This is a genomic window from Nocardia vermiculata NBRC 100427 (assembly GCF_001613265.1).
Lineage (GTDB): Bacteria > Actinomycetota > Actinomycetes > Mycobacteriales > Mycobacteriaceae > Nocardia > Nocardia vermiculata.
In genome coordinates this window covers 168,648-190,862 of the sequence record NZ_BDCA01000007.1, presented here as the reverse complement: position 1 = coordinate 190,862, position 22,215 = coordinate 168,648, and the positions used below count along the sequence as shown (strand labels likewise).

Below are 22,215 nucleotides of genomic sequence, written 5' to 3'. Positions count from 1 at the left end.
CCTGCCGATACGTCGAGGCAGTGCCGACGGCTCGGCTGAACCGGCGCCGGAGTCGCTGAGACTCGCCCGGATCGGTGCGTGCCGCCGGCGCGCCCGGTTCGCGTCACGTACTCACGGCACAGCGCCGAAGCGTGCAATACATGCCGTTCTGCCTCGCCGATAGGTGTCATCGAGTGTGCTCCCGCCCCTCGAGGTATGTATCAGTACAAACTTTTGACCTGCGTGGACCGCCCGATTCTTGCCGTACTCGGAACCTGCTATTGCGTATTTACATACAGCTTCGTATGTTTGTTTCTACGGTGATCGGAACGGATCAGCGACCGCCGCCCGCTTCTGCGGGGCGGCCGATGGGAGGAGTTCGATGGCGAACAAGGTCTATGTCGTCGGCGTCGGAATGACGAAATTCGAGAAACCGGGACGCCGCCAGGTCACTGCGGACGACGGCACGACCCGGGCCTGGGACTACCCGGATATGGCTCGCGAGTCGGGCACGAAGGCGCTCGACGACGCCGGTCTCGACTACCGCGAGATTCAGCAGGCCTATGTTGGCTACGTCTACGGCGAGTCGACCTCCGGCCAGCGGGCGGTCTACGAACTGGGTATGACCGGTATCCCGGTATTCAACGTGAACAACAACTGCGCCACCGGATCCACGGCGCTCTACCTTGCGGCACAGGCGATCCGGGGCGGCCTCGCCGACTGCACCCTGGCGCTGGGTTTCGAGAAGATGCAGCCGGGCTCGCTCGGCTCCACCTGGGACGATCGAGAACAGCCGATGGCCAAGCACATGCTGGCCCTGGCCGAGATCTCCGAGGTGCTGTTCCCGCCGGCGCCGTGGATGTTCGGCGCGGCCGGCCGTGAGCACATGAAGCAGTTCGGCACCACCGCCGAACACTTCGCCAAGATCGGTTACAAGAATCACAAGCATTCGGTGAACAACCCGTATTCGCAGTTCCAGGACAAATATTCGCTCGACGACATCCTGGCCTCGCGGATGATCTACGATCCGCTCACCAAGCTGCAGTGCTCACCGACCTCGGACGGTTCGGGAGCGGTGATCGTGGCCTCGGAGGAGTTCGTCGACCGGCACGACCTGTCCGGGCGCGCAATCGAGATCGTCGGCCAGTCGATGACCACGGATTTCGCCTCCACCTTCGACGGTACCGCCAAGAATCTCATCGGCTACGACATGAATGTTAAAGCCGCACAGCAGGTCTACGACCAGTGCGGGCTCGGCCCGCAGGATTTCCAGGTCATCGAACTGCACGACTGCTTCTCCGCTAACGAACTGCTGCTCTACGAGGCGCTGGGACTGTGTGGCGAAGGCCAGGCGGGCAGTCTCGTCGACGAAGGACAGACGACCTACGGCGGCCGTTGGGTGGTGAATCCCTCCGGCGGCCTCATCTCCAAGGGGCATCCGCTGGGCGCCACCGGCCTGGCGCAATGCAGTGAGCTGACCTGGCAGCTGCGCGGAGACGCCGACAAACGGCAGGTCGAGGGCGTAACCGCCGGACTGGGCCACAACATCGGGCTCGGCGGCGCCGCAGTAATCACCGCCTACCAGCGCGCCGACCGCTGACCCCCACCACCACGAGGAGTATCGATATGGGCCACATCGAAGCCACCAAGAATCTCGCGGCCACCCCCGACGCCCTGTGGGCAGTGGTGTCGGATCCGCAGACCTGGGACAAATGGTTCACCATTCACGAACGCTGGATGGAGGAGCCACCCGCCACGTTGACCACCGGCTCGAAGCTGGTCGCCAAGATCATGATGCTCGGCATGGCGAACAAGATGGAATGGGTTGTGGAGGAGGTCGATTCGCCCAACAACCTGGTACTCACCGGCACCGGTATGGCGGGAGTGAAGGTGCGTTTCGCGTTCGACATCGCGCCGAACGAAGGCGGTAGCACCTTCTCGGTCTCCGGTGATTTCGAGGGTGCACTCATCAAGGGCGCCCTCGGTAAGGCAGTCGAAAAGGACGGCGCGGGTCAGCTGGACAAGACCCTCGGTCAACTCGACGCACTCGCGACCGCCTGACGAAGGAGGCCGGCCATGACGACCGAAACATCCTCACAGTCGGTGAAATTCGATGCGAGCGGCTTGAACGTCTGGTCCGACACGGAACACTTCGAGGTCACCCGCGACCGGATCGCCGAATACGCCGCCGCGACCAACGATCCGATCACCGCTCACCTGGCCGGCGATATCGCCCCGCCGGTGTTCGCCATCGTTCCCGTCTTCGAGGCGATGATGATGCCGGTGATCGACGTCGTCCCGATGGACATATTCGGCCGAGTCGTCCACGGCGAACAGGATTTTCACTTCCATCGTCCTATCCGTCCCGGTGATCGGCTGAGCTCGCGTGCCCGCGCAGTCGGCTACGAGGGCCGCGAGAACGGCACCACGATCACCATCCACATCGAATGCCGCGCCGAGGATGGCGAACTGGTGAACGAGCAGTACCTCACCGCGTTCTTCCGTAATATCGATGTGGGGGAGCGGGTCGGTGTGGCGGGGCCCGCGCACAAATTCGATCCCGCCTGGGCCGACGAGCCGGCTGTAGCGACGGTGTCCCAGCACGTCGATGCCGATCAAACCTTCCGCTACGCACCGGCGTCCGGCGATCCGGTGCCGCTGCATCTGGACGACCAGGTGGCCAAGGATGCCGGCCTGCCCGGCATCATCGCCCATGGTCTGTGCACGATGGCGATGTCCTCGTGGGCGGTCCTCACCGAGGTGGCGGGCTCGGATGTGCATCGGCTGCGGCGTTTCGCGGTGCGTTTTTCCAAGATGGTGTTCCCGGGCGACGATCTCGAGACCCGGATCTGCCGGGTCGGCTCCGCCGGCTCCGAGACCACCTACGCATTCCGTACCGCGCGCGGCGACGACTTCGTGCTCACCGACGGCCTGGCGATCGTCGTCGACCGATAGCGATTCGTGGCGCGGAAATCGCTGCGCCGCAGTGAATCACAACTAACACTATTCGAGGAGAGCTTTATGGGTGCATTGGATGGGCGGGTGGCCGTCATCACCGGAGCTGGCCGGGGCATCGGCCGCGAACATGCGCTGCTGTTCGCCCGGGAAGGCGCTTCGGTCGTGGTGAACGATCTGGGCGGCAGCAATGCGGGCGAGGGCGCCGATACCGGACCTGCGCAGGATGTCGTCGACGAGATTCGGGCGGCCGGCGGTAAGGCCGTCGCCAACTCCGGCAACGTCGCGCTGTGGGACGGCGCGCAGAATCTGGTCGACCAGGCCCTCGCCGAGTTCGGCCGGCTCGATGTGGTCGTCAACAATGCCGGAATTCTGCGGGACGGATTCATTGCCTCGCTCGAGGAATTGCAGTGGGATGCGGTGATCGCCGTCCATCTCAAGGGTCATTTCAATGTGCTCCGGCATGCGGCGGCGTACTGGAAGCAGGAATCCAAGGCCGGTCGGCAGCCGCAGGCCGCGGTGGTCAATACGGCCTCGGCCTCGGGTGTCACGCTGCCCAACGCCGGGCAGGTGAACTACGGGGCCGCCAAGGCCGGTATCGCGGCAATGACACTGGTGGCGGCCGAGGAACTGGAACGCTACGGGGTGCGGGTCAATGCGATCGCCCCCATGGCTCGCACCCGATTGACACTGGCCACCCCCGGGATGGGTGCGATCTTCGCGGCCGAGGTGCCCGAGGGCGAGTTCGACGCCTTCAGCCCGGCCAATATTTCGCCGCTGGTCGCCTATCTGGCTACCGATAAATGCCCGCTGACCGGCAAGGTGTTCGCGGTGCAGGGTGGTGCGATCTCGGAACTGGGCGGCTGGCACGACGTGAAGACCATCGAAACAGACGGTCCGTGGGAGATCGACGATATCGCGGGCCGCCTGCCTTGATCTCGTGCACAACCAGTCCACAGCCCCGAAGCCGGAGGAGCACAACGATGTTCGAATGGTCCGAGACCGATGAGATGATCCGCGAGGCGGTGCGCGGCTTCATCGACAAAGAGATCCGGCCTCATGTCGACGCGCTGGACAGCGGTGAGATGGCGCCGTACCCGATCCTGCGAAAGTTGTTCGCCGATTTCGGTATCGACGCCCTCGGCGCCGAAGCGGTCGAGAAGATGCTGGCGAAACAGCGCGCCGCCGAGTCCGGACCGGTCGATGCGGATTCCTCGGGTGTGAAGAAGTCCGGTGGCGATCTGTTCGGTGATCAGCAGTCGCTGATGGCGGTGCTGGTCAGCGAAATCTCCGGGGTGAGCATGGGGTTGGTCGCGGCGATGGGGGTATCGCTCGGTCTCGGCGCCGCCACGATCATGTCGCGCGGCACCCTGGCGCAGAAACAGCGCTGGCTCGCCGATATCGTCACCCTGAAGAAAGTCGCGGCGTGGGCGATCACCGAACCCGACTCCGGATCCGATGCCTTCGGCGGGATGAAAACCACCGTCAAGCGCGACGGCGAGGACTACATCCTCAACGGGCAGAAGACCTTCATCACCAACGGCCCCTATGCCGATGTGGTCGTCGTATACGCCAAGCTCGACGAGGGCGACGGGACGGACAAGCGCGACCGCAAGGTGCTGACCTTCGTCCTGGACAAGGGAATGGAGGGCTTCACCCAGGGCAAACCGTTCAAGAAGATGGGTTTGCACTCCTCGCCCACCGGTGAACTGTTCTTCGACAATGTGCGCCTGAGCCGTGACCGGCTGCTGGGCGAGACGGAGGACCACAAGGGTGGCGACGGCCGCGAGAGCGCCCGGGCCAGTTTCGTGGCCGAGCGGGTCGGCGTGGGAATCATGGCACTGGGCATCATCAACGAATGTCACCGGCTGTGTGTCGATTACGCGAACAATCGCACGCTGTGGGGGCAGGAGATCGGGCGATTCCAGCTGGTGCAGCTCAAGCTCGCCAAGATGGAGATCGCGCGGATCAATGTGCAGAACATGGTGTTCAACACTCTCGAGCGCGGTCGTGCCGGTAAACCGCCCAGCCTCGCCGAGGCCTCCGCGATCAAGCTGTACTGCTCCGAAACGGCGACCGAGGTCGCGATGGAGGCGGTGCAACTGTTCGGCGGCAACGGCTATATGGCCGAATACCGGGTCGAACAGCTCGCCCGCGACGCCAAGTCGTTGATGATCTACGCCGGGAGCAACGAGATTCAGGTGACCCACATCGCGAAAGGGCTGCTGGGTCGATGACCACGAGATCACCGGCGTGAGCGGCGACCGGCGGATCGGTGCCGAGGGGTTCGCACCGATCCGCCGGTCCTCTCACACCGCCCGCAGATGCGTGCGGCTGGCGTAGACGTGCTCGGCGATCAACGTGGCGATACGGTCGGGAGCCTCCAGCATCGGCACGTGACCTACCCCGTGCACCAGGATGCAGTCCGACGACTCGGGGAGTTCCTTTCCGAACCGCTGGGCATAGCAGCTGTTCGGAATGAGCCGGTCGTATTCGCACATGAGCAGCCGCACCGGGACCTCGATCGTCGACAGATCGGGCAGTGCCGCACCACGCAGCCCACCGGTGATCAACGGCAGTAACGCCGTGCAGTGCGTGGCCGAGACGAGCGCCGCCTCGACCGCGCGCCGTGGTGCGGCCGCAGCGTTCTTACTCAGCAACATCGCGGTGAAGCGTCGGATCGGGGCGCTGAACAGTACCGCCGGCGGCACCCGCTTACCGATCTCGACGATCGGCAGTAGCGACAGGAATTCCAGTCCGACTCGCACCTGCGCGGCCGAGCGGTTGTGCCAGCCGCCGGCCGGTGCGATGGCGGTCAGGGTGCGTGCCCGCCCCCGCCGCGCCAGTTCGAAACCGACCCATCCGCCCAGCGAGTTTCCGGCGATGTGACAGGTCCGCCAGCCCAGTTCGTCGAGCTGTGCCTCCACTCGATCGGCCAGGAGTTCGACGTCGACCCGCGCGCCGTCCACCTCGGAACCACCCCAGTGTCCGGCGAAGGCCGGCGCGAAGACTTCGCAGGTGGACGACAGCCGCAGTGCCACATCCTCCCAGCAGTGCGGCGACATCATGACACCGTGCAGCAACAACAGAGGATCTCCGGATCCGGTGTGCAACGCACTCATGGGCGCGGGAGAGGGACGGGGGTTGGTGGTGCCGGACGTCATCGTCGTCACCCCTTCCGGAACGCTCCGGACCACCGGGCCGCACACGGCCTCGATGTCCGCGAGGACGGGTTATGACCAGCATTGTACGGTCCTTGGGTGCCCTACATCATCAGTTCGATCAATGTGAACGGCGTGCGTGCCGCCACCGGCAAGACCGGTAGGGGCATGCTCGAATGGCTCGAGGTCACCGAGGCGGACATCATCTGCCTGCAGGAGACTCGGGCAACCGACGAGCAGACCCGTAAGGCGCTGGCGCCGGTGCTGGACGCCGGCTGGCATCTCGCGCTCGCCGAGCCCGGCACCAAAGGTCGTGCGGGAGTGGGCATTCTGTCTCGCCGGGAACCGAATGCGGTCCGGATCGGATTCGGCAGCAGCGAATTCGACGGTCTCGGGCGTTATGTCGAGGCCGAATTCGACGAGGTGACCGTTGCGAGCGTGTACGTGCACACCGGCGAGGCCGACACTCCGATGCAGGACGAGAAGTACCGCTTCCTGGCCGAGCTGGGTGCGCATATGAAGGCGCAGACTCGTGATTTCGTGGCCTGTGGGGACTGGAATGTCGCGCACACCGAACTCGATATCAAGAACTGGAAGGGCAACATCAAGAAGTCCGGGTTCCTGCCCGGCGAGCGGGCCTGGGTCGACGAGATGATCGCCGCCGGCTACGTGGACGTGGTGCGGAAACTGCATCCGGACGTCCCCGGGCCTTATAGCTGGTGGTCCTACCGGGGCCGCGCCTTCGATACGGATGCCGGGTGGAGGATCGATTATCACTTGGCGCGTGGGGCGATCGCCGAGCGCGCGAAGCAGGCGGTCGTCGAGCGGGCTCCCGAATATGCGCTGCGCTGGTCCGACCACGCCCCGGTCACGGTGCAGTACCGCTGATCATTCACCTCTGACTTCTCGCCGGTGATCCGGCGGATATCCGGAACTATCGATGAACAGGCGCCGATAAGAAATGTCCGACAAGAGAATTCGCACGCTGTTGGTCCTCGGTGGCCTGGTGGTTGCGGCGATCGTCGCGGGACTGCTGGGGTTGCGCGGCGGTGAGACCGACAGTGGTGCCCAGTCCGTGGCGTCCACCCAGTCGTCGGTGGCCGCGGCCGCGACGTCCGCACAAGCCTCCTCGGCGTCCGCGGCGCAGACCCCCGGCAGCAACGTGCGCAAGACTCCGGCCGCGACCCGCGCGCCCGGTGTCCCGGACCACGCCTACGACACTCTCGCCGAGATCGATGCGGGACGCTGGCCGGATTCCGCGGACGCCCCGGGGACGAAGGGCGGCGACCGGTGGGGGAACCGCGAGGGGAATCTGCCGAAGACCGACGACAACGGTAAGTCCGTCAAATATCAGGAGTGGGACGTCAATCCGAAGCAGCGCGGCCAGGGACGCGATGCCGAACGCATCGTCACCAGCAGTGACGGCAAGGCGTACTACACCGCCGACCACTATCGAACCTTCACGAGGATGCGCTGATGACCAGGTCGATCTCGCTGTTGCGGTTCCTGTCCGATGCCGGCACCGCGGCACCGGTGCTGGGAGCACTCGATGTCGATGCCGCGGTGTTCAGCGGGGTGCGCTTGCGGGCACCCGACGACTATGTGGTGCGTGAGCTGCGCGCCTCCCGGATGCGCACCACCGCGGGGGTATTCGACGAATTCGCCGCGGCCTTCCAGTTCCCGTACTACTTCGGCCACAATCGCGATGCCTTCGACGAATGCCTGCGCGACCTGGATGATTTCGTGGGGACGGCGGCAGGCTATGTGGTCGTGATCCGCGATGCCGAGCGGCTGCTGGCCGACCGGCGTTCGGATCTGGACTGGTTCACCGAGGCCGTGCAGGATGCCGCGGAGTACTGGGCTGCCCGCGATGTGGTGTTCCGAGTGGTACTGCAGCACCCGGCGCGTGAACTCCTGCAGGGTGCGGCGCACGGTGCGGCGGTGGTCCCGCTGACCATGCCGGAACCGGAGGCCGGCGGCTCAGCGTAGCCGGCGCGCCAGATCCTCACCGAGCAGCACGAAGACATCGGTGGTCTCGTCGATCAGCTGTTCGCGGCTCATCGCGATATCGCCCTGCTGCCAGCTGGTCAGGGTCTGCACCAGGCCGCCGACCAGGTAGGTGGCGCGGAATCCGATGGCCGGGTCCGGAGTCGGCGTGCTCAGGTCGTAGAAGTCGATGCCCTGGGTGGCGACGAGGTTCGCGAATGCCGCGATGCTCTGCAGCGTGCGCGAGCGCAGTTCCGGAGTGGAGGTACTGACCGCGAGCGCGACCTGCGCCTTGCGGGGATCGTCGGTCAGCACGTGGATGCCGGCCGAGACCGCGGCATGGGCCATGGCCCGGGTATCGGGCCGGGCGTCGGATCCGCCGGTCAGCTCTCGTAGTGAGCCCATGATCGCCTCGGCCAGCTCCTCGGCGATGCGGTCGAGCAGGGCGGTGAGTACGGCGCCGCGGCCCTTGAACTGCTCGTAGTAGTAGCGCTCGTTCAACCCGGCCTGAGCGCACAGCCCGGCGACCGTCAGCTTGTCCGGTCCGTGGGTGCCGACGATGTCGAGAGCGGCGTCCAGTAGCGCGGTCCGTCGCCCCGCGCGGCGTTCGGCGGCCGAGATCCCGCCGTAGGTCCGCTGTGCCGTCACGATCCGATTGTGGCACGGAAGCAATTCTGGCAGTAACTCTTGCCAGAATGGCAATTCTGGTGGATCCTATTGCCAGATTGCGAGCGAGGAGGGCGACGATGCCTGGTCCCGGATATTTCTCCGACGATTCGATGATTCGCCGGGTCATGCGCAAACGCGCGGTCGGGCTGACCTACGGCCTGCGTGCCCTGGTGATCGGCGCGGTACATCCGCTGTTGTACGTCGGCACCGCCGAGAACACCGCGCACCGCGCCACCCCGTACACCCGGCTCGCGCTCACCGGGCGCCTGTTCGAGGCGGTCTTCCTGGGTGACAAGGAGGAGGCCGACCGCGCCCTCGCCTTCACCCACAAGCGGCACGTCCCGGTCGAGGGCGTCCTCCCCGAAGATGCCGGCCCGCGCCATCCGGTGGGTTCGCACTACTCCGCGCTCGACCCGCACCTGATGTTCATGACCATGGCATTCACCGTCGATTCCGCCGAGGTGATGCACGACGTCCTGGTGCGCAGGCTGACCGGCACCGAACGCGAGGACCTCTACCAGGACTACGTGCGCTGGGGTGAGCTGTTCGGCATGCCGCGCTCCGCGGCGCCCGCCGACTACCCGGCCTTTCGCCGCCACTTCGACGACTACCTGGCCTCCGACGAGTTGTACCTCACCGAGGAAGCGAAACTGGTGGGCTCCTACCTGGTCGGCAAGTTCGTCCCGCATCCGTTGCCGGGTGTGATGCGACATGCCGATAGCGGCGCCCATCTGCTGGTCCAGGGCAGTCTGCCGCCACGAATCCGGAAACTCTACGACATCGGCTGGGGGCCGCGGGAGGAGCTGATCTACCGCGGCCTGGCGCGGGCCGTGCGAACCGCGCATACTCGGCCGCCGCTCGTTCCGCCGGTGCTCCGGGGCACGCTTGCGGGCCCGAGCAGCCCGATCTATCACCAGATAACCAAGCGGGAGCGCGGCCTCGTGGCCGCGGGGCTGGCCAGCATGCCCGAGATGGATACGCGCAGCTACGCCGAGCGGCACGCCGGCTGACCCGAGCTGTTGCGGTGGGTGCGCCCTCCGGAAAACCGGTTGGCCCAGCATGGGAAGATCGGTGTATGTCCAGTCCTGCCCCCAGCGAACGCAAGCAGCGGGTCCTGTCCGGAATCCAGCCGACCAGTGACTCCTTCCACCTCGGTAACTACCTTGGTGCGCTGCAGTATTGGGTGCCGTTGCAGGACGACTACGAGGCGCTGTATTTCATCCCCGACCTGCACGCCATCACCGTGCCGCAGGATCCCAAACAGCTGCGGGCCCGCACCAAGCGTTCGGTGGCGCAGTTGCTGGCGCTCGGTATCGACCCGAAGCGTGCGATCCTGTTCGTGCAGAGCCAGGTGCCCGAGCATGCGGAGCTCACCTGGGTACTGAATTGCATCACCGGTTTCGGCGAGGCGAGCCGGATGACCCAGTTCAAGGACAAGTCCGCCAAGCAGGGCGCCGAGAACGCCACGGTCGGCCTGTTCACCTACCCGGTGCTGATGGCCGCGGACATCCTGCTCTATCGCCCACAGCTGGTGCCGGTCGGCGAGGATCAGCGCCAGCATCTGGAGCTGACCCGGAATCTGGCGCAGCGCTTCAACACTCGCTTCAAGAAGACCTTCGTCGTCCCCGACGCGCATATCGTCACCAACACCGCGAAGATCTACGACCTGCAGGACCCGACCTCGAAGATGAGTAAGTCTGCCGCCACCGAGTCCGGGCTGATCAATCTGCTCGATGATCCGAAGGTGTCGGCGAAGAAGATTCGTTCCGCGGTCACCGACACCGAACGTGAGATCCGCTACGACCCGGAAGCCAAACCGGGCGTCAGCAATCTGTTGGTGATCCTGTCCTCGCTCACCGACACGCCCGTGGCGACACTCGAAAAACAGTACGCCGGCCAGGGATATGGCGAGCTCAAGGGGGATGTCGCCGACGCACTGGTGGAATTCGTCGTTCCACTGCAAGCGAAAGTGCAAGAGTATCTGGACGATCAGAGCGAACTCGATCGCATTCTGGCCTCCGGAGCCGAGCGTGCGCGCGAGATCGCCGGCAAGACCCTCGCGCAGGTGTACGACCGAGTGGGTTTCCTGCACCGCTGACGTCCGCCTCGCGGGGCCGCACTGATTCAGGGCTTCGGGAGGACAGGTGCTCGACAAGGTCAAGGCGCGGATTCGACGCGAAGTGCAGGTCCGGCCGTGGCTGGACCATACGGTCCGGGCCGGCGGGAGCTATCAGCGCCAGCGTGGTGATTACTTCGCCGCCGGCATCACCTATTTCACGGTGCTGTCACTGTTTCCGCTGTTGATGGTGGCGTTCGCGGCTGCCGGTTTCGTGCTCGCGAGCGACCCCAGCCTGCTGGACGAGCTGCGTGACAAGGTTGTGGAGAACATTCCCGGCTCCTTCGGTGGCGAGATCAACGATCTCATCGATCAGGCCATCGCCTCCCGCACTGGCGTGGGTGTGATCGGCCTGCTCGGTGGTCTCTACAGTGGTCTGGGCTGGATGGCGAATCTGCGCGCCGCACTCACCGAGCAATGGGAACAGCCTGCGCAAGAGGGCAATTGGTTCAAAACGAAACTGTCGGATCTGGGTGCGCTGATCGGTCTGGGTATCGCGCTGGTGGTGTCGCTGGGCTTGTCCGCACTGGCGTCCGCCGGTGTGCTGAAACATCTGCTGGAGAGTGTCGATCTCGCCGATGTGCCCGGAGTTTCGCTGCTGCTGCGGGTGTTGTCGCTGATCCTGGCGGTCTGCGCATCGTGGGCGGTCTTCGTCTGGATCATCGCCCGCTTGCCCCGGCAGCCGGTCACGCTCCGCAGCGCGATCCGGGCCGGCTTGATCGCCGCGGTGGCGTTCGAGATCTGGAAACAGGTGGCGTCGATCTATCTGCAGAAGGTACTCACCAGCCCCGCGGGCGTCGCCTTCGGTTCGATTCTGGGCCTGATGGTCTTTGCCTACATCACCTCGCGGATCATCCTGTTCGCGACCGCATGGGCGGCCACGGCACGGGAGAACGAGCTGGAGGCGCCGATCCCCGCACCGGGGCCGGCCGTGATCGAACCACGGATGAACGCGGGGGTGACCCTGGGCGCCGGGGCCGCGTTGTTCGGTGCGGGCACCGCGCTGGGCTCACTGATCGTCGCCGCTCGCCGCAAGAAGTAACATCTCGAGCTGGCCTCGGTCCGGGGCGGTGGCCAGGGCTGTGTGGGTGTCGGTGACCTTGGTCCGGCCTCGGTAGCAGCCGGAAGTTTGCGGAACGATGGAACCGGATACCGATCGGATGCGTCGGAATATACGACGCGACAAGTCCGATCGAGGGGAACCAGTGGATTCATCCGGATACGACCAGCTGCGCGCGCACACCGATGCCCTGCAGGTTCAGGTCGATTCCATGCTCGAGTCCTATGAGCATCAGCTGCGCGACATCGCCGACGCCAGAGACGATCTGGCCGTCCGGACCGCCGAGGGTTGGTCGGCGGACAATCTTATCCACGTCACCAGCACTTCGGCCGGTGTCCCGGTCCAGGTGTGGGTGGACCCGGCCGCATTCAAACGGTCCACACCGGAGAAGCTGGCCGCCTCCTTCGCCGAAGCCGCCCAGGTGGCCGCGCGGATGGCGCAAGCCCAGGTGAGTGAGGCCATGGCGCCCATCCTCGCCGCCGGGCAGCAGTTCGACATCCGCAGCCCGTTCGGTGACGACCTGGACCTGCGCCGCATCGGCGACAGCATCCTGCCCCCGCCACCACCGGAACCGGTGCACGAGCCGGAACCGGCGCCGTCGTGTGCACCGCGCCACCTCGTCGAGGACGAGGAAGACAACGGACCGCACTGGAAGGGCTGGTGACACCTGTGCCCAGCGCTGAAGAGTTCCGGATCGAACTGGATGAATTTCGCCGCCACGCACCACGTTTGGCAGAGTTGGGTGGTCAGTTGGCGGGGAATCTGGAAGATCTGATCGGTGACCTCGGTGAGGTCACCGGGAAGTGGGGTGGTGACTCCTTCGGGTCCGCGTTCGCCACCAACTATCTGCCGAAAGCCGAACAGGCACTGGGGGATATCGCCAAGGCAGCAGAGATGTTCGTGCAACTGGAGGAGAAGGCCGGCGCCGCCGCCGATCTGTTCGAAAGCACAGACGAGGGCTTGGGCGGTCTGCTCGACCAGGTCCGGCAATCGATTCAGAACAATGGAATCAACGGGGGGAAGGCGTAACTCGATGGGTATCGAGATACCTGATTCTTTGAAACCGATCGCCGCCGTGGTGGCGACGGACTGGCCCGAGTGCGACGAGACCGCGATCGAGCGGATGGCGGACCACTGGGAGGATATGGCGGGCACGCTCACCGAGATCCGCGACGAGGGTGACGCCATCACCCAGGCCCTGCTGGCCCGCATCTCCGGTGACACCAACGCCTCGATCCAGCAGTTCTGGCAGAGTGCCGGCGGCGATCTCGACGGCCTGGTCACCTTCTGCAATGCGATCGCCTTCGCCTGCCGGGTGATGGCGATGCTCATCCGTGCGGTGAAGATCTACATCATCGCGATGCTGGTCGAGCTGGCGATCAACCTCGCGATCGCGGCCGCGCTGGCCGTCGAGACCTTCGGGGCCAGTATGGCCGAAGGTGCTGCCGCACAGGCGATCACACGTACGCTGGTGCGGCAGGCTCTGAAGGAGTTGCTGCAGCAGATCCTGAAGGAAACCATCATCGAGGCCTTCAAGGGCTTCATGCAGGGGGCCGGTAAGGAACTGGCCTGGCAGGCCGGGGAGACCGCGCTGGGCCTGCGCGACGGCATCGACCTCGGCGATGTCGCGCAGGCGGGCGCCCACAACGCGATATCCAATGCGGTCACCGGCGGGCTCAATGCGGGCCTGGACGGCATTCTGGACAGCGGCGGCACGCATCGCACCCGCCCCGATTCGGGTACCGATGCCGAGAACGACGGCGGCATCCGCGAAAAGATCGACGAGCTCGGCGGCAACGCCGCGGACTCGGTAGTCGAGGGCCCCGACGACGACAAGGAACGCCTGCAGAACGACGCCGGAGAGCTCCTCGAGAACTGGCTCGGGCTCTCGGAGGAGGAGCCGGCGGCCGGTGACGAGCCGGCCGAATCCCCGCCGGCCGAACCGCAGCCGGCCGAAGCCCCGGAGGCCGAGGCGCCGCCGCTCGAGCCGGCACTGACCGCCCCACCCGCAACCGGCTTCAGCCTGAACATGGGGCCCGACACGTTCTATCGCGACGACGAGGCGGGACGGCTGCGGTTGGACAACTAGGGCGGCGGAGGAGCGGATTCACCCCGGCCGGTGCGGTGGGCCCGACGCCTACTGCGCGACGGTCCAGCCGCCGTCGATCGGCAGGAAGGCCCCGTGCACGTAGGAGGCGAGCGGGGAGAGCAGGAACAGGGCGGGCAGGGCGATCTCCTCGGGGGTCGCCATCCGCTGCATCGGCATCCGGCCCAGGATCCGCTCGCCGATAGCGCTCTCGGCGAAGCCGTCGAGGCGGGGTGTGGCGGTCATCCCGGGAGCGACGGCATTGCTGCGGAATCGCACGGGTTGCGACGAGGCCAGGTGGCGCATATATCCGGCCAGCGCGGCCTTGGCGGCCGAATACCAGTCCGACGCAGTCCCGACGACATTCCCGGCCACCGACGAGGTCACCACCATGGCGGCGCCCTCCGGCAAAGCGGGGTCGGCCGACCATGTCGTCGTCATGAGACGAACGCTGCCGACGCACACCCGCAGCGCGTCCTCGAAGTCGAGCGGGCTCGACGAGGCCGGACCGGCATTGTTCGCCAGGTACCGCACCGGGCCCATCGTGCTGCGCGTCCGAGCGAAGCCTTCGGCCACGGCAGCAGCGTCGCTCACATCGGCACATACCGGCAGGAACCGGTCGGATGCGGCGAGCCGTTCGGTTTCGCCGAGGGTCTCCTGATTGAGATCCCACCCGCTCACTCGCAGTCCCATCCCGAGCGCTGCCAGCGTCATCGCCCTGCCGATGCCACTTCCCGCGCCGGTCACGAGTAGGACGTCGGTGTCGTCGAATCCGAAATCGGCTGCCGTGGTGGGCGTCATCGTGGTTCCCGCTCTCTTCGGTCTCTGCCGCCGACATGTTCGAGAGTGCGACGGATCCCCTCAATCACTACACGGGCCGGTGGAGCGAGGCCAAGATGCTGGTCCCAGTAGGAGGGATTTTTCCGGCGCTCGAAGACCTTAATGAGTACACTCAAATCGTTGTCATATGGCCGACAACGTGGGCTACAGCGTGCCTGAGGGAGGTTTCCGTGTCCGAAACCCCAAGTCTGCTCGACGCGGCAGTTGCGCTCCGGGCAGGTGCCCTGACGAGCCGAGGGCTGACCGAGTCGGTATTGGTCACCGCCGATCGGCTCGACAGCCTCCTCGGCAGTTTCATCACCCGCTTCGACGATTTCGCGCTTGCTGCTGCCGATCGCGCCGACGCCGAGTTGGCTGCAGGCCGCGACCGCGGGCCGCTACACGGAATCCCGGTCGCGGTCAAAGACATCATCGCGATGTCCGCGGGGCCTACGACCGCGCAGAGTGTCGTGCTCGACCGTGCCTGGGGTGCCGATAAGGACGCGCCGGTCGTCGCGCGGCTCCGGGAAGCAGGGGCGGTAATCACCGGCAAGACCACGACTATGGAGTTCGGCTGCGGCAGACCCGAACGTACGGCCCCCTTCCCGATGCCCCGCAACCCGTGGGATCCGGACACCTGGCCTGGCGGATCCAGCGCCGGGACGGCAACCGGGATATCGGCGGGCATGTTCCTCGCCGGCTTGGGTTCCGATACCGGGGGCAGCATTCGCATACCTGCGGCGCTGTGCGGGATCACCGGACTGAAACCGACTTTCGGCCGAGTGCCGAAATCCGGTTGCGTACCACTGGGTTACAGCCTCGACCACATCGGGCCGATGGCTCGCAGCGCGGCCGACTGCGGCGTAGTGCTCGCGGCGATCTCCGGCCGGCACCACAGTGACCCGGACAGTGTGGGCGCCCCGTTCGAGATGACCGAGACGGACGCTGATCTATCCGGACTTCGGATCGGTGTCGCCCGTACGGGCCACTTTCCGCCGACAGCGGACCCGGCCCTCGAGGACGTGTTCGATTCCGCGGTCGCACAGCTCGGGCAGCTGGGGGCGGCGATCGCAGAGGTGGAACTACCGCTCTACGCCGAGATGGCAACGGCCGGCGCCGTCACCCTCGCAAGTGAGGCCCTCGCATACCACCGGGGCGATATGACGACCCGTTGGAACGACTACCTCGCCACGACCCGCGCCGTGATCGCCCGAGGCTCGATGGTTTCGGGCGCCGACTACGTGCAGGCGCAGCGGGTCCGCAGGGCGGGGCAATCGGCGCTCGGACAGCTGTTCGCAGAGGTCGACGTCGTGATAGTTCCGACGATGTCGATCACGGCACCGAAGTTGGCGGACTATCTCGACGGCGCCGCACCGCTCTCGTTCCACGCCCACACCGAGTACTGGAACTCCGTGGGAAACCCGGTCCTCGCTGTGCCTATCGGCAGTAACGCGACCGGAATGCCGCTGTCCATGCAGATCGCGGGACGCCCGTTCGACGAGGCCGCCGTCATACGGGTAGGGACGGCGTTTCAGGCCCGCACCGACCACCATCTCCGCGTACCCGCGCTCGCGCACGCCGACGCTCGGCACCGCCTGAAGGGAGCGCGCACATGACCGTCGCTGACACAGTGCGCGAGCTCCTGGGTGCGGCGGGCCTCCTCGCGTCGGACACCGAGATCGAGGCGTATGCCGCGGCGTATCCAGAGTTCCGCGGAAGAATCGCGGCGCTCTATTCTTCGGTGGAAATGCGGGATCTCGCGCCGGCCCTGCATTTTCGGGCCGCGCCCCCCGATCCTCAGGGGGACTGGGCGAGCTGACCGTATCGGCGGGTGTCGCGCTGGCGCGATTGTGCCTCGCCGGCGGTGCGCATGGTGTCGTGGTGGTTCCGAGACCCTGCTGTGTGGTCGACGTAGCGACCAATAATTCTGTGCGCCAACACTTTCGGTTGAGTACTGCCATTGGCGGTGCCCAATCCCGGTTCAGTCGGCAAGTGCCGCCGACATTTCCACCGATCACCGCTGGGAGCTCCGTATGAAGCCGTCAGACGAACAATCCGTAGCAGAATCCGAACCGCGTATCGGCGCGGCGATCCCCGCATCGACCCGGAACGCACAGTTGCGCAAGGTTGCGCTGTCGAGTCTGCTCGGCACCATCATCGAGTACTACGACTTCCTGCTGTACAGCACGATGGCGGCGCTGGTCTTCGGCCGGTTGTTCTTCCCGTCCTCGAACCCGGCACTGTCGACCATCGCCGCATTCGGAACCCTTGCGGCGGGCTATGTCGCGCGTCCGGTCGGAGGCCTGGTGTTCGGGCACTTCGGCGATCGGCTCGGACGTAAGTCGATGCTGGTGGTGACGATGGTGATGATGGGCGGGGCCAGCTTCCTCATTGGGGTGCTCCCCACCTACGCCACGGTCGGTGTGGTGGCGCCGATCCTGCTGGTCGTGGTGCGCGTCGTACAGGGTGTCGCGGTCGGCGGTGAGTGGGGTGGTGCCGCGCTGATGGTCGTCGAGCATTCGGATGCACGGCGTCGTGGCCTGTGGACCGGCATCATGCAACTCGGTTCGCCGATCGGCTTTCTGCTCTCCACGCTGGCGGTGATGTTGGTGAGCCTGCTGCCCGACTCCGGACTCTATTCGTGGGGTTGGCGGGTGCCGTTCCTGGTCAGTGCGTTGCTGCTGATGCTCGGGCTCTACGTGCGGATGAGTGTGGTCGAGAGCCCTGTCTTCCGAGAGGCGGCGGCGAGTGCACCCGCGCCGAAGGCCCCCGTCCTGCAACTGTTGCGCCGCCCCCGTCCGCTGGTGCTGGCCTGTGCGGCGGGAATCGGTCCGTTCGCGCTCACCGCGCTGATCAACTCCCAGATCATCGCGTATGCCACCGATATCGGGTACGACTCGTCGACGGTGATGCGCGCGCTGGTGTGCACCTCGGTGATCTCGATGGTGTTCATCCCGTCGTTCTCCGCGCTGTCGGACCGCATCGGGCGGCGCGCGGTCAGCCTGTCCGGCGCGGTGATCGCCGTACTGTTCGCGCTACCGCTGTATGCGCTGATCAATACGGGCTCGGCAGTGCTGCTGACCGTGGGCATGATGTTCGCGCAGCTCCTGCAGAGCCTCATGTACGCCCCGTTGGCGCCGATGCTGGCGGAGATGTTCGGTACCGGCGTGCGCTATACCGGCGTCTCGCTGGGCTACCAGTTGGCCAGCCTGATCGGTGCCGGTTTCACACCGCTGATCGCGAGCACCCTGGTCACCGCGGCCGGCGGCTCGAGCCTGCCACTCAGCGCCATCATCGCGGTGACGGCCGTGATCACGATCATCGCGATCTGGCGGATCGCGGAAACCCGCGGACGCGATCTGACCACCGATTCCGGTACGACCGCGCCGAAGCGAGGTGGAAAGTCCCGCCTGCTCACGAGACAGGTGCGGTGACCGGCCCGCGCAGGCCGCCCGCGAAGCCCACCTCGGCCGGCCCGACCCGGAGAACTCGTTCGCCTATTGTCAGCGCCGTCTCGGGAGAGCAGGGTGAAGGTACCGGTGGCGCCGCCGGGCGCTGCCCCGAGCAGAGAGGGGGTGGATCGTGTACGCACGGTCTACCACGATTCAGGCGCAACCCTCCGCTATCGACGCCGGGATTGTGCATGTGCGCGACGAGGTCATGCCCACCGTGGAGAACATTCCCGGCTGCGTGGGCCTGTCCCTGCTGGTCGATCGCGTCTTCGGACGATGCATCCTCACCAGTTCCTGGGAATCCGAGCTCGCCATGATCGACAGCGCCGAACGGGTCGCCCCGATGCGGGACCGCGCGGCGTCGATCCTCGAGGGCACCGGCCAGGTCGCCGAATGGGAGATCGCCCTACTGCACCGCGAACACCGCTCACTCCCGGGCGCCTGCGCGAGCGTCACCTGGGTCAAAACCGACCCGAGCCGCCTCGACACTTCGACCGACGTCTACCGCTCCTACGTCCTGCCCGGCCTGAAACAACTCGACGGCTTCTCCAGCGCCAGCCTGCTGATCAACCGGGTCACCGGCCGCGCCGTCTCCTGCGGCACCTTCGACAGCGCCATGGCGATGCACAGCAACCGTGAACAGGTCGCGGCGTTACGCGTCGACGCGGCCCGGCAGGCGGGAGTGGAGGCCATCGACGTGCGGGAGTTCCAGTTGGCGCTGGCGCGATTGCGGGTGCCGGAGATGGTGTGAAGTGGTTGTGGCCTCGCTGGTGGGCGGCGCCACGCTTGTTTCGACGTGATCAGCCGGGCTCGCTCAGTCGATTCGCGAGAACTCTTGCTGCACTTCCATCATGCGGGTGACCTCCCGGCAGATGTCCTCGGTCGACGCGGGGTCGATGCGGAAGTCGTTGTACTCCTGCCGGTAGGTGTAGCGACCGCCACCCTCGACATCGAACCAGCTCAGGTACTGCGGAGGATAGGGCCGGGAATCCTGTAACCCGCAACGGACTTCGATATGACCGGCACCGTCACGCGGGGCACGCAGCACGCGCTGCATGCGCTCGGCGGTAGTCTCCTGCGATCCGGTCCACGACTCGAGGCTGGTGCGGATATTGTCGAGACTGTCGACCAACGGCGGGTGCTTGCCTGCCTCTCGCTTCCCCAGAACCGCACCGAAAACCTTCGGAACGATAGCGGGCGAACCTATTTCGATCACCACGTTGCCACCGACGTCCTCGCTGGGGCCGGGGCGCTGCATCAGGGTGACCCCGACAGTGGTGTCGACGGCCGCGAAAAGACGCACAGGCCGCTTCCGTTTCCCCATGAGCAGCAACGACATTGCCGGCTTGCCCGCCACCCGTAGCGCGCCCGACAGTGCGGGATCGAACCCACTGGGCAAGCGAGCCTGCAACTCCCAGCTCAACTTGTCGTATTCACTCTGCCACTGCGCGGAAGACCGCAAGCACAGTGGGAACGGATACCGGTCGAGATCGGTTTCCTTCCAGATATGCATGAACTCGTCCGGCGTGAACTCCCAGCTCACCGCCGGCGCCCCTCACCCTCGTCGCGCCGGAACTGTGCCGCCGGAATGTTCTCCCCGATAGCCCCCGGAACCTGAGGATCGATATACCCGATCAGCTCGTCCTCACGATCTCTGATCAGGTAGTCCGGGGTCGTGTGCTCCTTCTCGGAATCTTCCGATCTCCGCGCCCCGCCGAGCCCGCCCATGCCGGGCATGCCGCCGAGACCGGGCTGACCTGGACGTCCGCCGAGGGCCGCTGCGGCAGCCGGGTTTCCGCTGCCGAGGACACCCGGAACGCTCCGACCCGGACCACCTGCCTGGCCGGCATTCGAACCACTGAGACCACCGGGACCACCGGAGGGACCCAAGCTGGACCCGGGTCCGCCGCCGAGCCCCGCAGCGCTGGTGGAATCGACCCCCGCCGGTCGAGTCTCGCTACCGGGCAAGGAGCTGCCCGGAGTCGAGTTCTGGTTGCCCTGCCCCGCCGGCGATGTGCTCGCGGGATCGGTTTGTTCAGCCTTGTCTGGATCGGCCCCTTCGTTCTGGCCCGGCTTCTGCTCGTCGCCCGGTTTCTGCTCGCCGTTCGGGGACGTGGATTGCCCCGGTGTCGTCGGTCCGCTGTTGCTGCTGTTGGTCCCGCCACTGTCGGAACTGTTCGGTCCGGCGTCGCCGGGACTGTCTACCGGGACGAAGGTGGGAACACGTTCCCCGGCAGGTTGATAGGTGGGGTTGTAGTTGTTGCGCATTGCGGTGATGGCCAGCTGACGCTGTTCTTCGGCTTGCCTGCAGTTCTCGATCTCCTGCGCGGGTGTTGGAGCGCCGGGGAGTAGGTCGGCCAATCCGCCCGCACCGATATTGGTCCTCTGACCCGGTGCAGGCACAGCCAACTTGGCGGCCTCGGCGCCATATGCTGCGGCGTGAATCCGAGTACTGACAATCGAGACCACGTCCTGAACGCCGGTGGCTTGCTGAATGAACTTTTGTGCAGCGTCCTGCGCCGCGCTGGCGAACTGGCCCTGGAAGCCGTTCGACAGTTCTTTGTGTATCGAAAGGTTCAGCCCGAACAGACCGCCGCCTACCGAAGCAGCGATGTCTTGCCAAGCCTGTCCGTGGGTATGCATTGTCGCGGGTTTGAAGCCTTGGGCCTTGTCGTATATGTCCTGATGACTCAGGCCGTCCCAATGCTCCAATTCGTTGATATAGCTCGGATCTGTGCCCTGATGAGTGAGATCCTGCTGCAACTCCTCCGCACCGCGCTGAGCCTGGCCGGCATCGTCGAGGTTCTGGGCTGCTTCGGGATTCACGCCTATGAGCTCGCCGAGTAAGGCTCCTAAACCGGTCTGATCTTCATTCCCCATGATCAGTTGTCCTTGCCGATTTCATTCTCAACAGCTTCGGCGGTCTGCAGCAGGCCATCGCAAGGCGGTGTTTCGCTCGCGTTGGTCGCATCGGTCAGGTCGGAAAGCACCTGAACAAAGCCAACTTTGGTGCGCAAGTCGAGTTCACAGGTCTCTGGCATGTCGGGGTCGTGGACCCACATCGCCTCACGGCCGTTGACGGTCGTCGGGTCGGATCGACCCGCGTTCTTCTGGAGGTTTTGATCCCAGGTGACGTTGCCGGAGTTGAGTCGCAGAGAATGAAGTGGAGATGAGAATCCGCAGGTGAGAAATGTATCCTCGGCAACTATGTCTCTGATCCGATGCCTAGACGACGGGTCGTAACCAACATCGGAAATGGTCTTGTCACTGATCCAAGTACACGGATCGAACACGACCTCGGGACGACCTTCGGCTGCGTCCGAGTCTTGGGAAGGTGGTTGAAGTTTGGAAGCCGTCAAAGTCGGACGCAAGGATTCCGAGGAGGAAGTTGGTGCGGAGGCCTGTGTCGATTCGTCAGTGCCGGAGTCGTTCGTGGTCGAGCAAGCAGCAGCGAAAAGTACGACTGACGTTGCCAGTATGCCGATAGAAACGCGCTTCACTTCTCAACTCCTGACATTGTTGCATCAATGGACCGTGCGTGTAATTGATCCGCTGCCTCGAGATCGTTACCTGCGCGCATGTAGGCAGCTGCCATTTGAAGGGCGGCAGCCTTCATGTCGTGGAGGGCCTCAGTCAACTTCACTGCTTTTCCTTCGAATCCCTTTTGGAGCTCCGTCGCGGAAGTGAAGGTGCCGAACCCACCCAGCGTATGAAGGTTTTTCGCTTGTTCGATCTGAGGCTCTACCGTTTCGTCGGCAAACCGCACGAAGATGTCAGCACACTTGTGCGCGGCCCCCGCCTCCATCTTGAATGTCCCGTCGACCGCCTGCTGGTACAGCGTGTTGGCTGTTGATTGCCCTACGTCCACCGGCGTCCCTCCCGTCGTGCGTCCCGCTCACCTTACTGGACGCTCGGTATGCCTCCGCGGTTCC

General features: G+C 65.3%; 25 protein-coding genes. 18 read left to right on the top strand and 7 right to left on the bottom strand.

Going from position 1 to position 22,215, the window contains the following annotated elements; translation table 11 throughout:
- Positions 1-361: 361 nt before the first annotated feature.
- The 5 genes from NV2_RS11585 to NV2_RS11565 all read left to right on the top strand — a co-directional run bounded on the left by NV2_RS11585 (position 362) and on the right by NV2_RS11565 (position 5,171).
- Positions 362-1,579, top strand: coding sequence for a lipid-transfer protein (locus NV2_RS11585; RefSeq protein ID WP_067871764.1), 1,218 nt, complete (start codon positions 362-364; stop codon positions 1,577-1,579).
- A 26-nt stretch (positions 1,580-1,605) separates the two neighbouring features.
- On the top strand, positions 1,606-2,040 hold the full coding sequence (locus tag NV2_RS11580) for a type II toxin-antitoxin system Rv0910 family toxin (RefSeq protein ID WP_067871761.1): 435 nt from the start codon (positions 1,606-1,608) through the stop codon (positions 2,038-2,040).
- A 15-nt stretch (positions 2,041-2,055) separates the two neighbouring features.
- Positions 2,056-2,934 (top strand): MaoC/PaaZ C-terminal domain-containing protein, encoded by an 879-nt coding sequence (locus tag NV2_RS11575; RefSeq protein ID WP_067871759.1) that lies wholly within the window; start codon positions 2,056-2,058, stop codon positions 2,932-2,934.
- Positions 2,935-3,000: 66 nt separating this feature from the next.
- On the top strand, positions 3,001-3,870 hold the full coding sequence (locus NV2_RS11570) for an SDR family oxidoreductase (RefSeq protein WP_067871756.1): 870 nt from the start codon (positions 3,001-3,003) through the stop codon (positions 3,868-3,870).
- A gap of 47 nt (positions 3,871-3,917) precedes the next feature.
- Entirely contained in the window at positions 3,918-5,171 is a 1,254-nt protein-coding gene (locus NV2_RS11565) for an acyl-CoA dehydrogenase family protein (RefSeq protein WP_067871754.1), read from the top strand.
- A gap of 72 nt (positions 5,172-5,243) precedes the next feature.
- On the opposite strand, the gene ephH is transcribed toward NV2_RS11565, so the two are convergent.
- Positions 5,244-6,098: an epoxide hydrolase EphH gene (gene ephH, locus NV2_RS11560; RefSeq protein WP_067871751.1), complete on the bottom strand. Its 855-nt coding sequence runs from the start codon at positions 6,096-6,098 to the stop codon at positions 5,244-5,246.
- 96 nt (positions 6,099-6,194) lie between these two features.
- On the opposite strand from ephH, the gene NV2_RS11555 reads away from it, so the two are divergent.
- From NV2_RS11555 to NV2_RS11545, 3 genes are all read left to right on the top strand, one after another.
- Positions 6,195-6,983 (top strand): exodeoxyribonuclease III, encoded by a 789-nt coding sequence (locus tag NV2_RS11555; protein WP_067871748.1) that lies wholly within the window; start codon positions 6,195-6,197, stop codon positions 6,981-6,983.
- A gap of 73 nt (positions 6,984-7,056) precedes the next feature.
- Entirely contained in the window at positions 7,057-7,572 is a 516-nt protein-coding gene (locus NV2_RS11550; protein WP_067871745.1) for a guanyl-specific ribonuclease, read from the top strand.
- The gene (locus NV2_RS11545; RefSeq protein ID WP_084474376.1) at positions 7,572-8,084 is read left to right on the top strand and encodes a barstar family protein; all 513 of its coding nucleotides are present in this window, start codon (positions 7,572-7,574) and stop codon (positions 8,082-8,084) included. The genes NV2_RS11550 and NV2_RS11545 overlap by 1 nt, the downstream gene beginning before the upstream one ends.
- Here the strand turns inward: NV2_RS11545 and NV2_RS11540 are convergent.
- The gene (locus NV2_RS11540; RefSeq protein ID WP_067871741.1) at positions 8,076-8,729 is read right to left on the bottom strand and encodes a TetR/AcrR family transcriptional regulator; all 654 of its coding nucleotides are present in this window, start codon (positions 8,727-8,729) and stop codon (positions 8,076-8,078) included. The two genes, NV2_RS11545 and NV2_RS11540, sit on opposite strands and share 9 nt — an antisense overlap.
- Before the next feature lie 98 nt (positions 8,730-8,827).
- Between NV2_RS11540 and NV2_RS11535 the strand changes: the two genes are divergently transcribed.
- The 6 genes from NV2_RS11535 to NV2_RS11510 all read left to right on the top strand — a co-directional run bounded on the left by NV2_RS11535 (position 8,828) and on the right by NV2_RS11510 (position 14,015).
- Positions 8,828-9,760 carry an oxygenase MpaB family protein gene (locus NV2_RS11535; protein WP_067871738.1) on the top strand — a complete coding sequence of 311 codons (933 nt, stop codon included), beginning with the start codon at positions 8,828-8,830 and terminating at the stop codon, positions 9,758-9,760.
- 65 nt (positions 9,761-9,825) lie between these two features.
- Positions 9,826-10,848, top strand: a complete 1,023-nt coding sequence (gene trpS, locus NV2_RS11530) for a tryptophan--tRNA ligase (protein ID WP_067871735.1) — start codon at positions 9,826-9,828, stop codon at positions 10,846-10,848.
- 46 nt (positions 10,849-10,894) lie between these two features.
- Positions 10,895-11,908: an inner membrane protein YhjD gene (gene yhjD / locus NV2_RS11525; RefSeq protein ID WP_067871732.1), complete on the top strand. Its 1,014-nt coding sequence runs from the start codon at positions 10,895-10,897 to the stop codon at positions 11,906-11,908.
- A 163-nt stretch (positions 11,909-12,071) separates the two neighbouring features.
- The gene (locus NV2_RS11520) at positions 12,072-12,590 is read left to right on the top strand and encodes a YbaB/EbfC family nucleoid-associated protein (RefSeq protein ID WP_168436101.1); all 519 of its coding nucleotides are present in this window, start codon (positions 12,072-12,074) and stop codon (positions 12,588-12,590) included.
- Positions 12,591-12,595: 5 nt separating this feature from the next.
- Positions 12,596-12,955, top strand: a complete 360-nt coding sequence (locus tag NV2_RS11515; protein WP_067871726.1) for a WXG100 family type VII secretion target — start codon at positions 12,596-12,598, stop codon at positions 12,953-12,955.
- Between the two features lie 4 nt (positions 12,956-12,959).
- Positions 12,960-14,015, top strand: a complete 1,056-nt coding sequence (locus NV2_RS11510; protein WP_157102862.1) for a WXG100-like domain-containing protein — start codon at positions 12,960-12,962, stop codon at positions 14,013-14,015.
- A gap of 48 nt (positions 14,016-14,063) precedes the next feature.
- Here the strand turns inward: NV2_RS11510 and NV2_RS11505 are convergent, their stop codons facing one another.
- Entirely contained in the window at positions 14,064-14,813 is a 750-nt protein-coding gene (locus NV2_RS11505; RefSeq protein ID WP_067871720.1) for an SDR family NAD(P)-dependent oxidoreductase, read from the bottom strand.
- A gap of 209 nt (positions 14,814-15,022) precedes the next feature.
- On the opposite strand from NV2_RS11505, the gene NV2_RS11500 reads away from it, so the two are divergent.
- The 4 genes from NV2_RS11500 to NV2_RS11485 all read left to right on the top strand — a co-directional run bounded on the left by NV2_RS11500 (position 15,023) and on the right by NV2_RS11485 (position 19,034).
- On the top strand, positions 15,023-16,447 hold the full coding sequence (locus NV2_RS11500; RefSeq protein ID WP_067871717.1) for an amidase: 1,425 nt from the start codon (positions 15,023-15,025) through the stop codon (positions 16,445-16,447).
- The gene (locus tag NV2_RS11495) at positions 16,444-16,650 is read left to right on the top strand and encodes a hypothetical protein (protein ID WP_067871714.1); all 207 of its coding nucleotides are present in this window, start codon (positions 16,444-16,446) and stop codon (positions 16,648-16,650) included. Before NV2_RS11500 ends, NV2_RS11495 begins: the two co-directional genes overlap by 4 nt.
- 214 nt (positions 16,651-16,864) lie before the next feature.
- Positions 16,865-18,265 carry an MFS transporter gene (locus tag NV2_RS11490; protein WP_084474373.1) on the top strand — a complete coding sequence of 467 codons (1,401 nt, stop codon included), beginning with the start codon at positions 16,865-16,867 and terminating at the stop codon, positions 18,263-18,265.
- 148 nt (positions 18,266-18,413) lie between these two features.
- Positions 18,414-19,034 (top strand): hypothetical protein, encoded by a 621-nt coding sequence (locus NV2_RS11485; RefSeq protein ID WP_067871711.1) that lies wholly within the window; start codon positions 18,414-18,416, stop codon positions 19,032-19,034.
- A gap of 63 nt (positions 19,035-19,097) precedes the next feature.
- Here NV2_RS11485 and NV2_RS11480 read toward each other — a convergent pair whose 3' ends face one another.
- The 4 genes from NV2_RS11480 to NV2_RS11460 are packed head-to-tail and all read right to left on the bottom strand — an operon-like array spanning position 19,098 to position 22,151.
- Positions 19,098-19,826, bottom strand: coding sequence for an ESX secretion-associated protein EspG (locus NV2_RS11480; protein ID WP_067871708.1), 729 nt, complete (start codon positions 19,824-19,826; stop codon positions 19,098-19,100).
- The gene (locus NV2_RS11475) at positions 19,823-21,163 is read right to left on the bottom strand and encodes a hypothetical protein (protein ID WP_157102860.1); all 1,341 of its coding nucleotides are present in this window, start codon (positions 21,161-21,163) and stop codon (positions 19,823-19,825) included. Before NV2_RS11475 ends, NV2_RS11480 begins: the two co-directional genes overlap by 4 nt.
- Positions 21,164-21,165: 2 nt before the next feature.
- Complete coding sequence (locus NV2_RS30785) at positions 21,166-21,783, bottom strand: DUF3558 domain-containing protein (protein ID WP_084474371.1); 618 nt, start codon at positions 21,781-21,783, stop codon at positions 21,166-21,168.
- Complete coding sequence (locus NV2_RS11460) at positions 21,780-22,151, bottom strand: hypothetical protein (RefSeq protein ID WP_067871696.1); 372 nt, start codon at positions 22,149-22,151, stop codon at positions 21,780-21,782. The genes NV2_RS30785 and NV2_RS11460 overlap by 4 nt, the downstream gene beginning before the upstream one ends.
- Positions 22,152-22,215 lie beyond the last annotated feature (64 nt).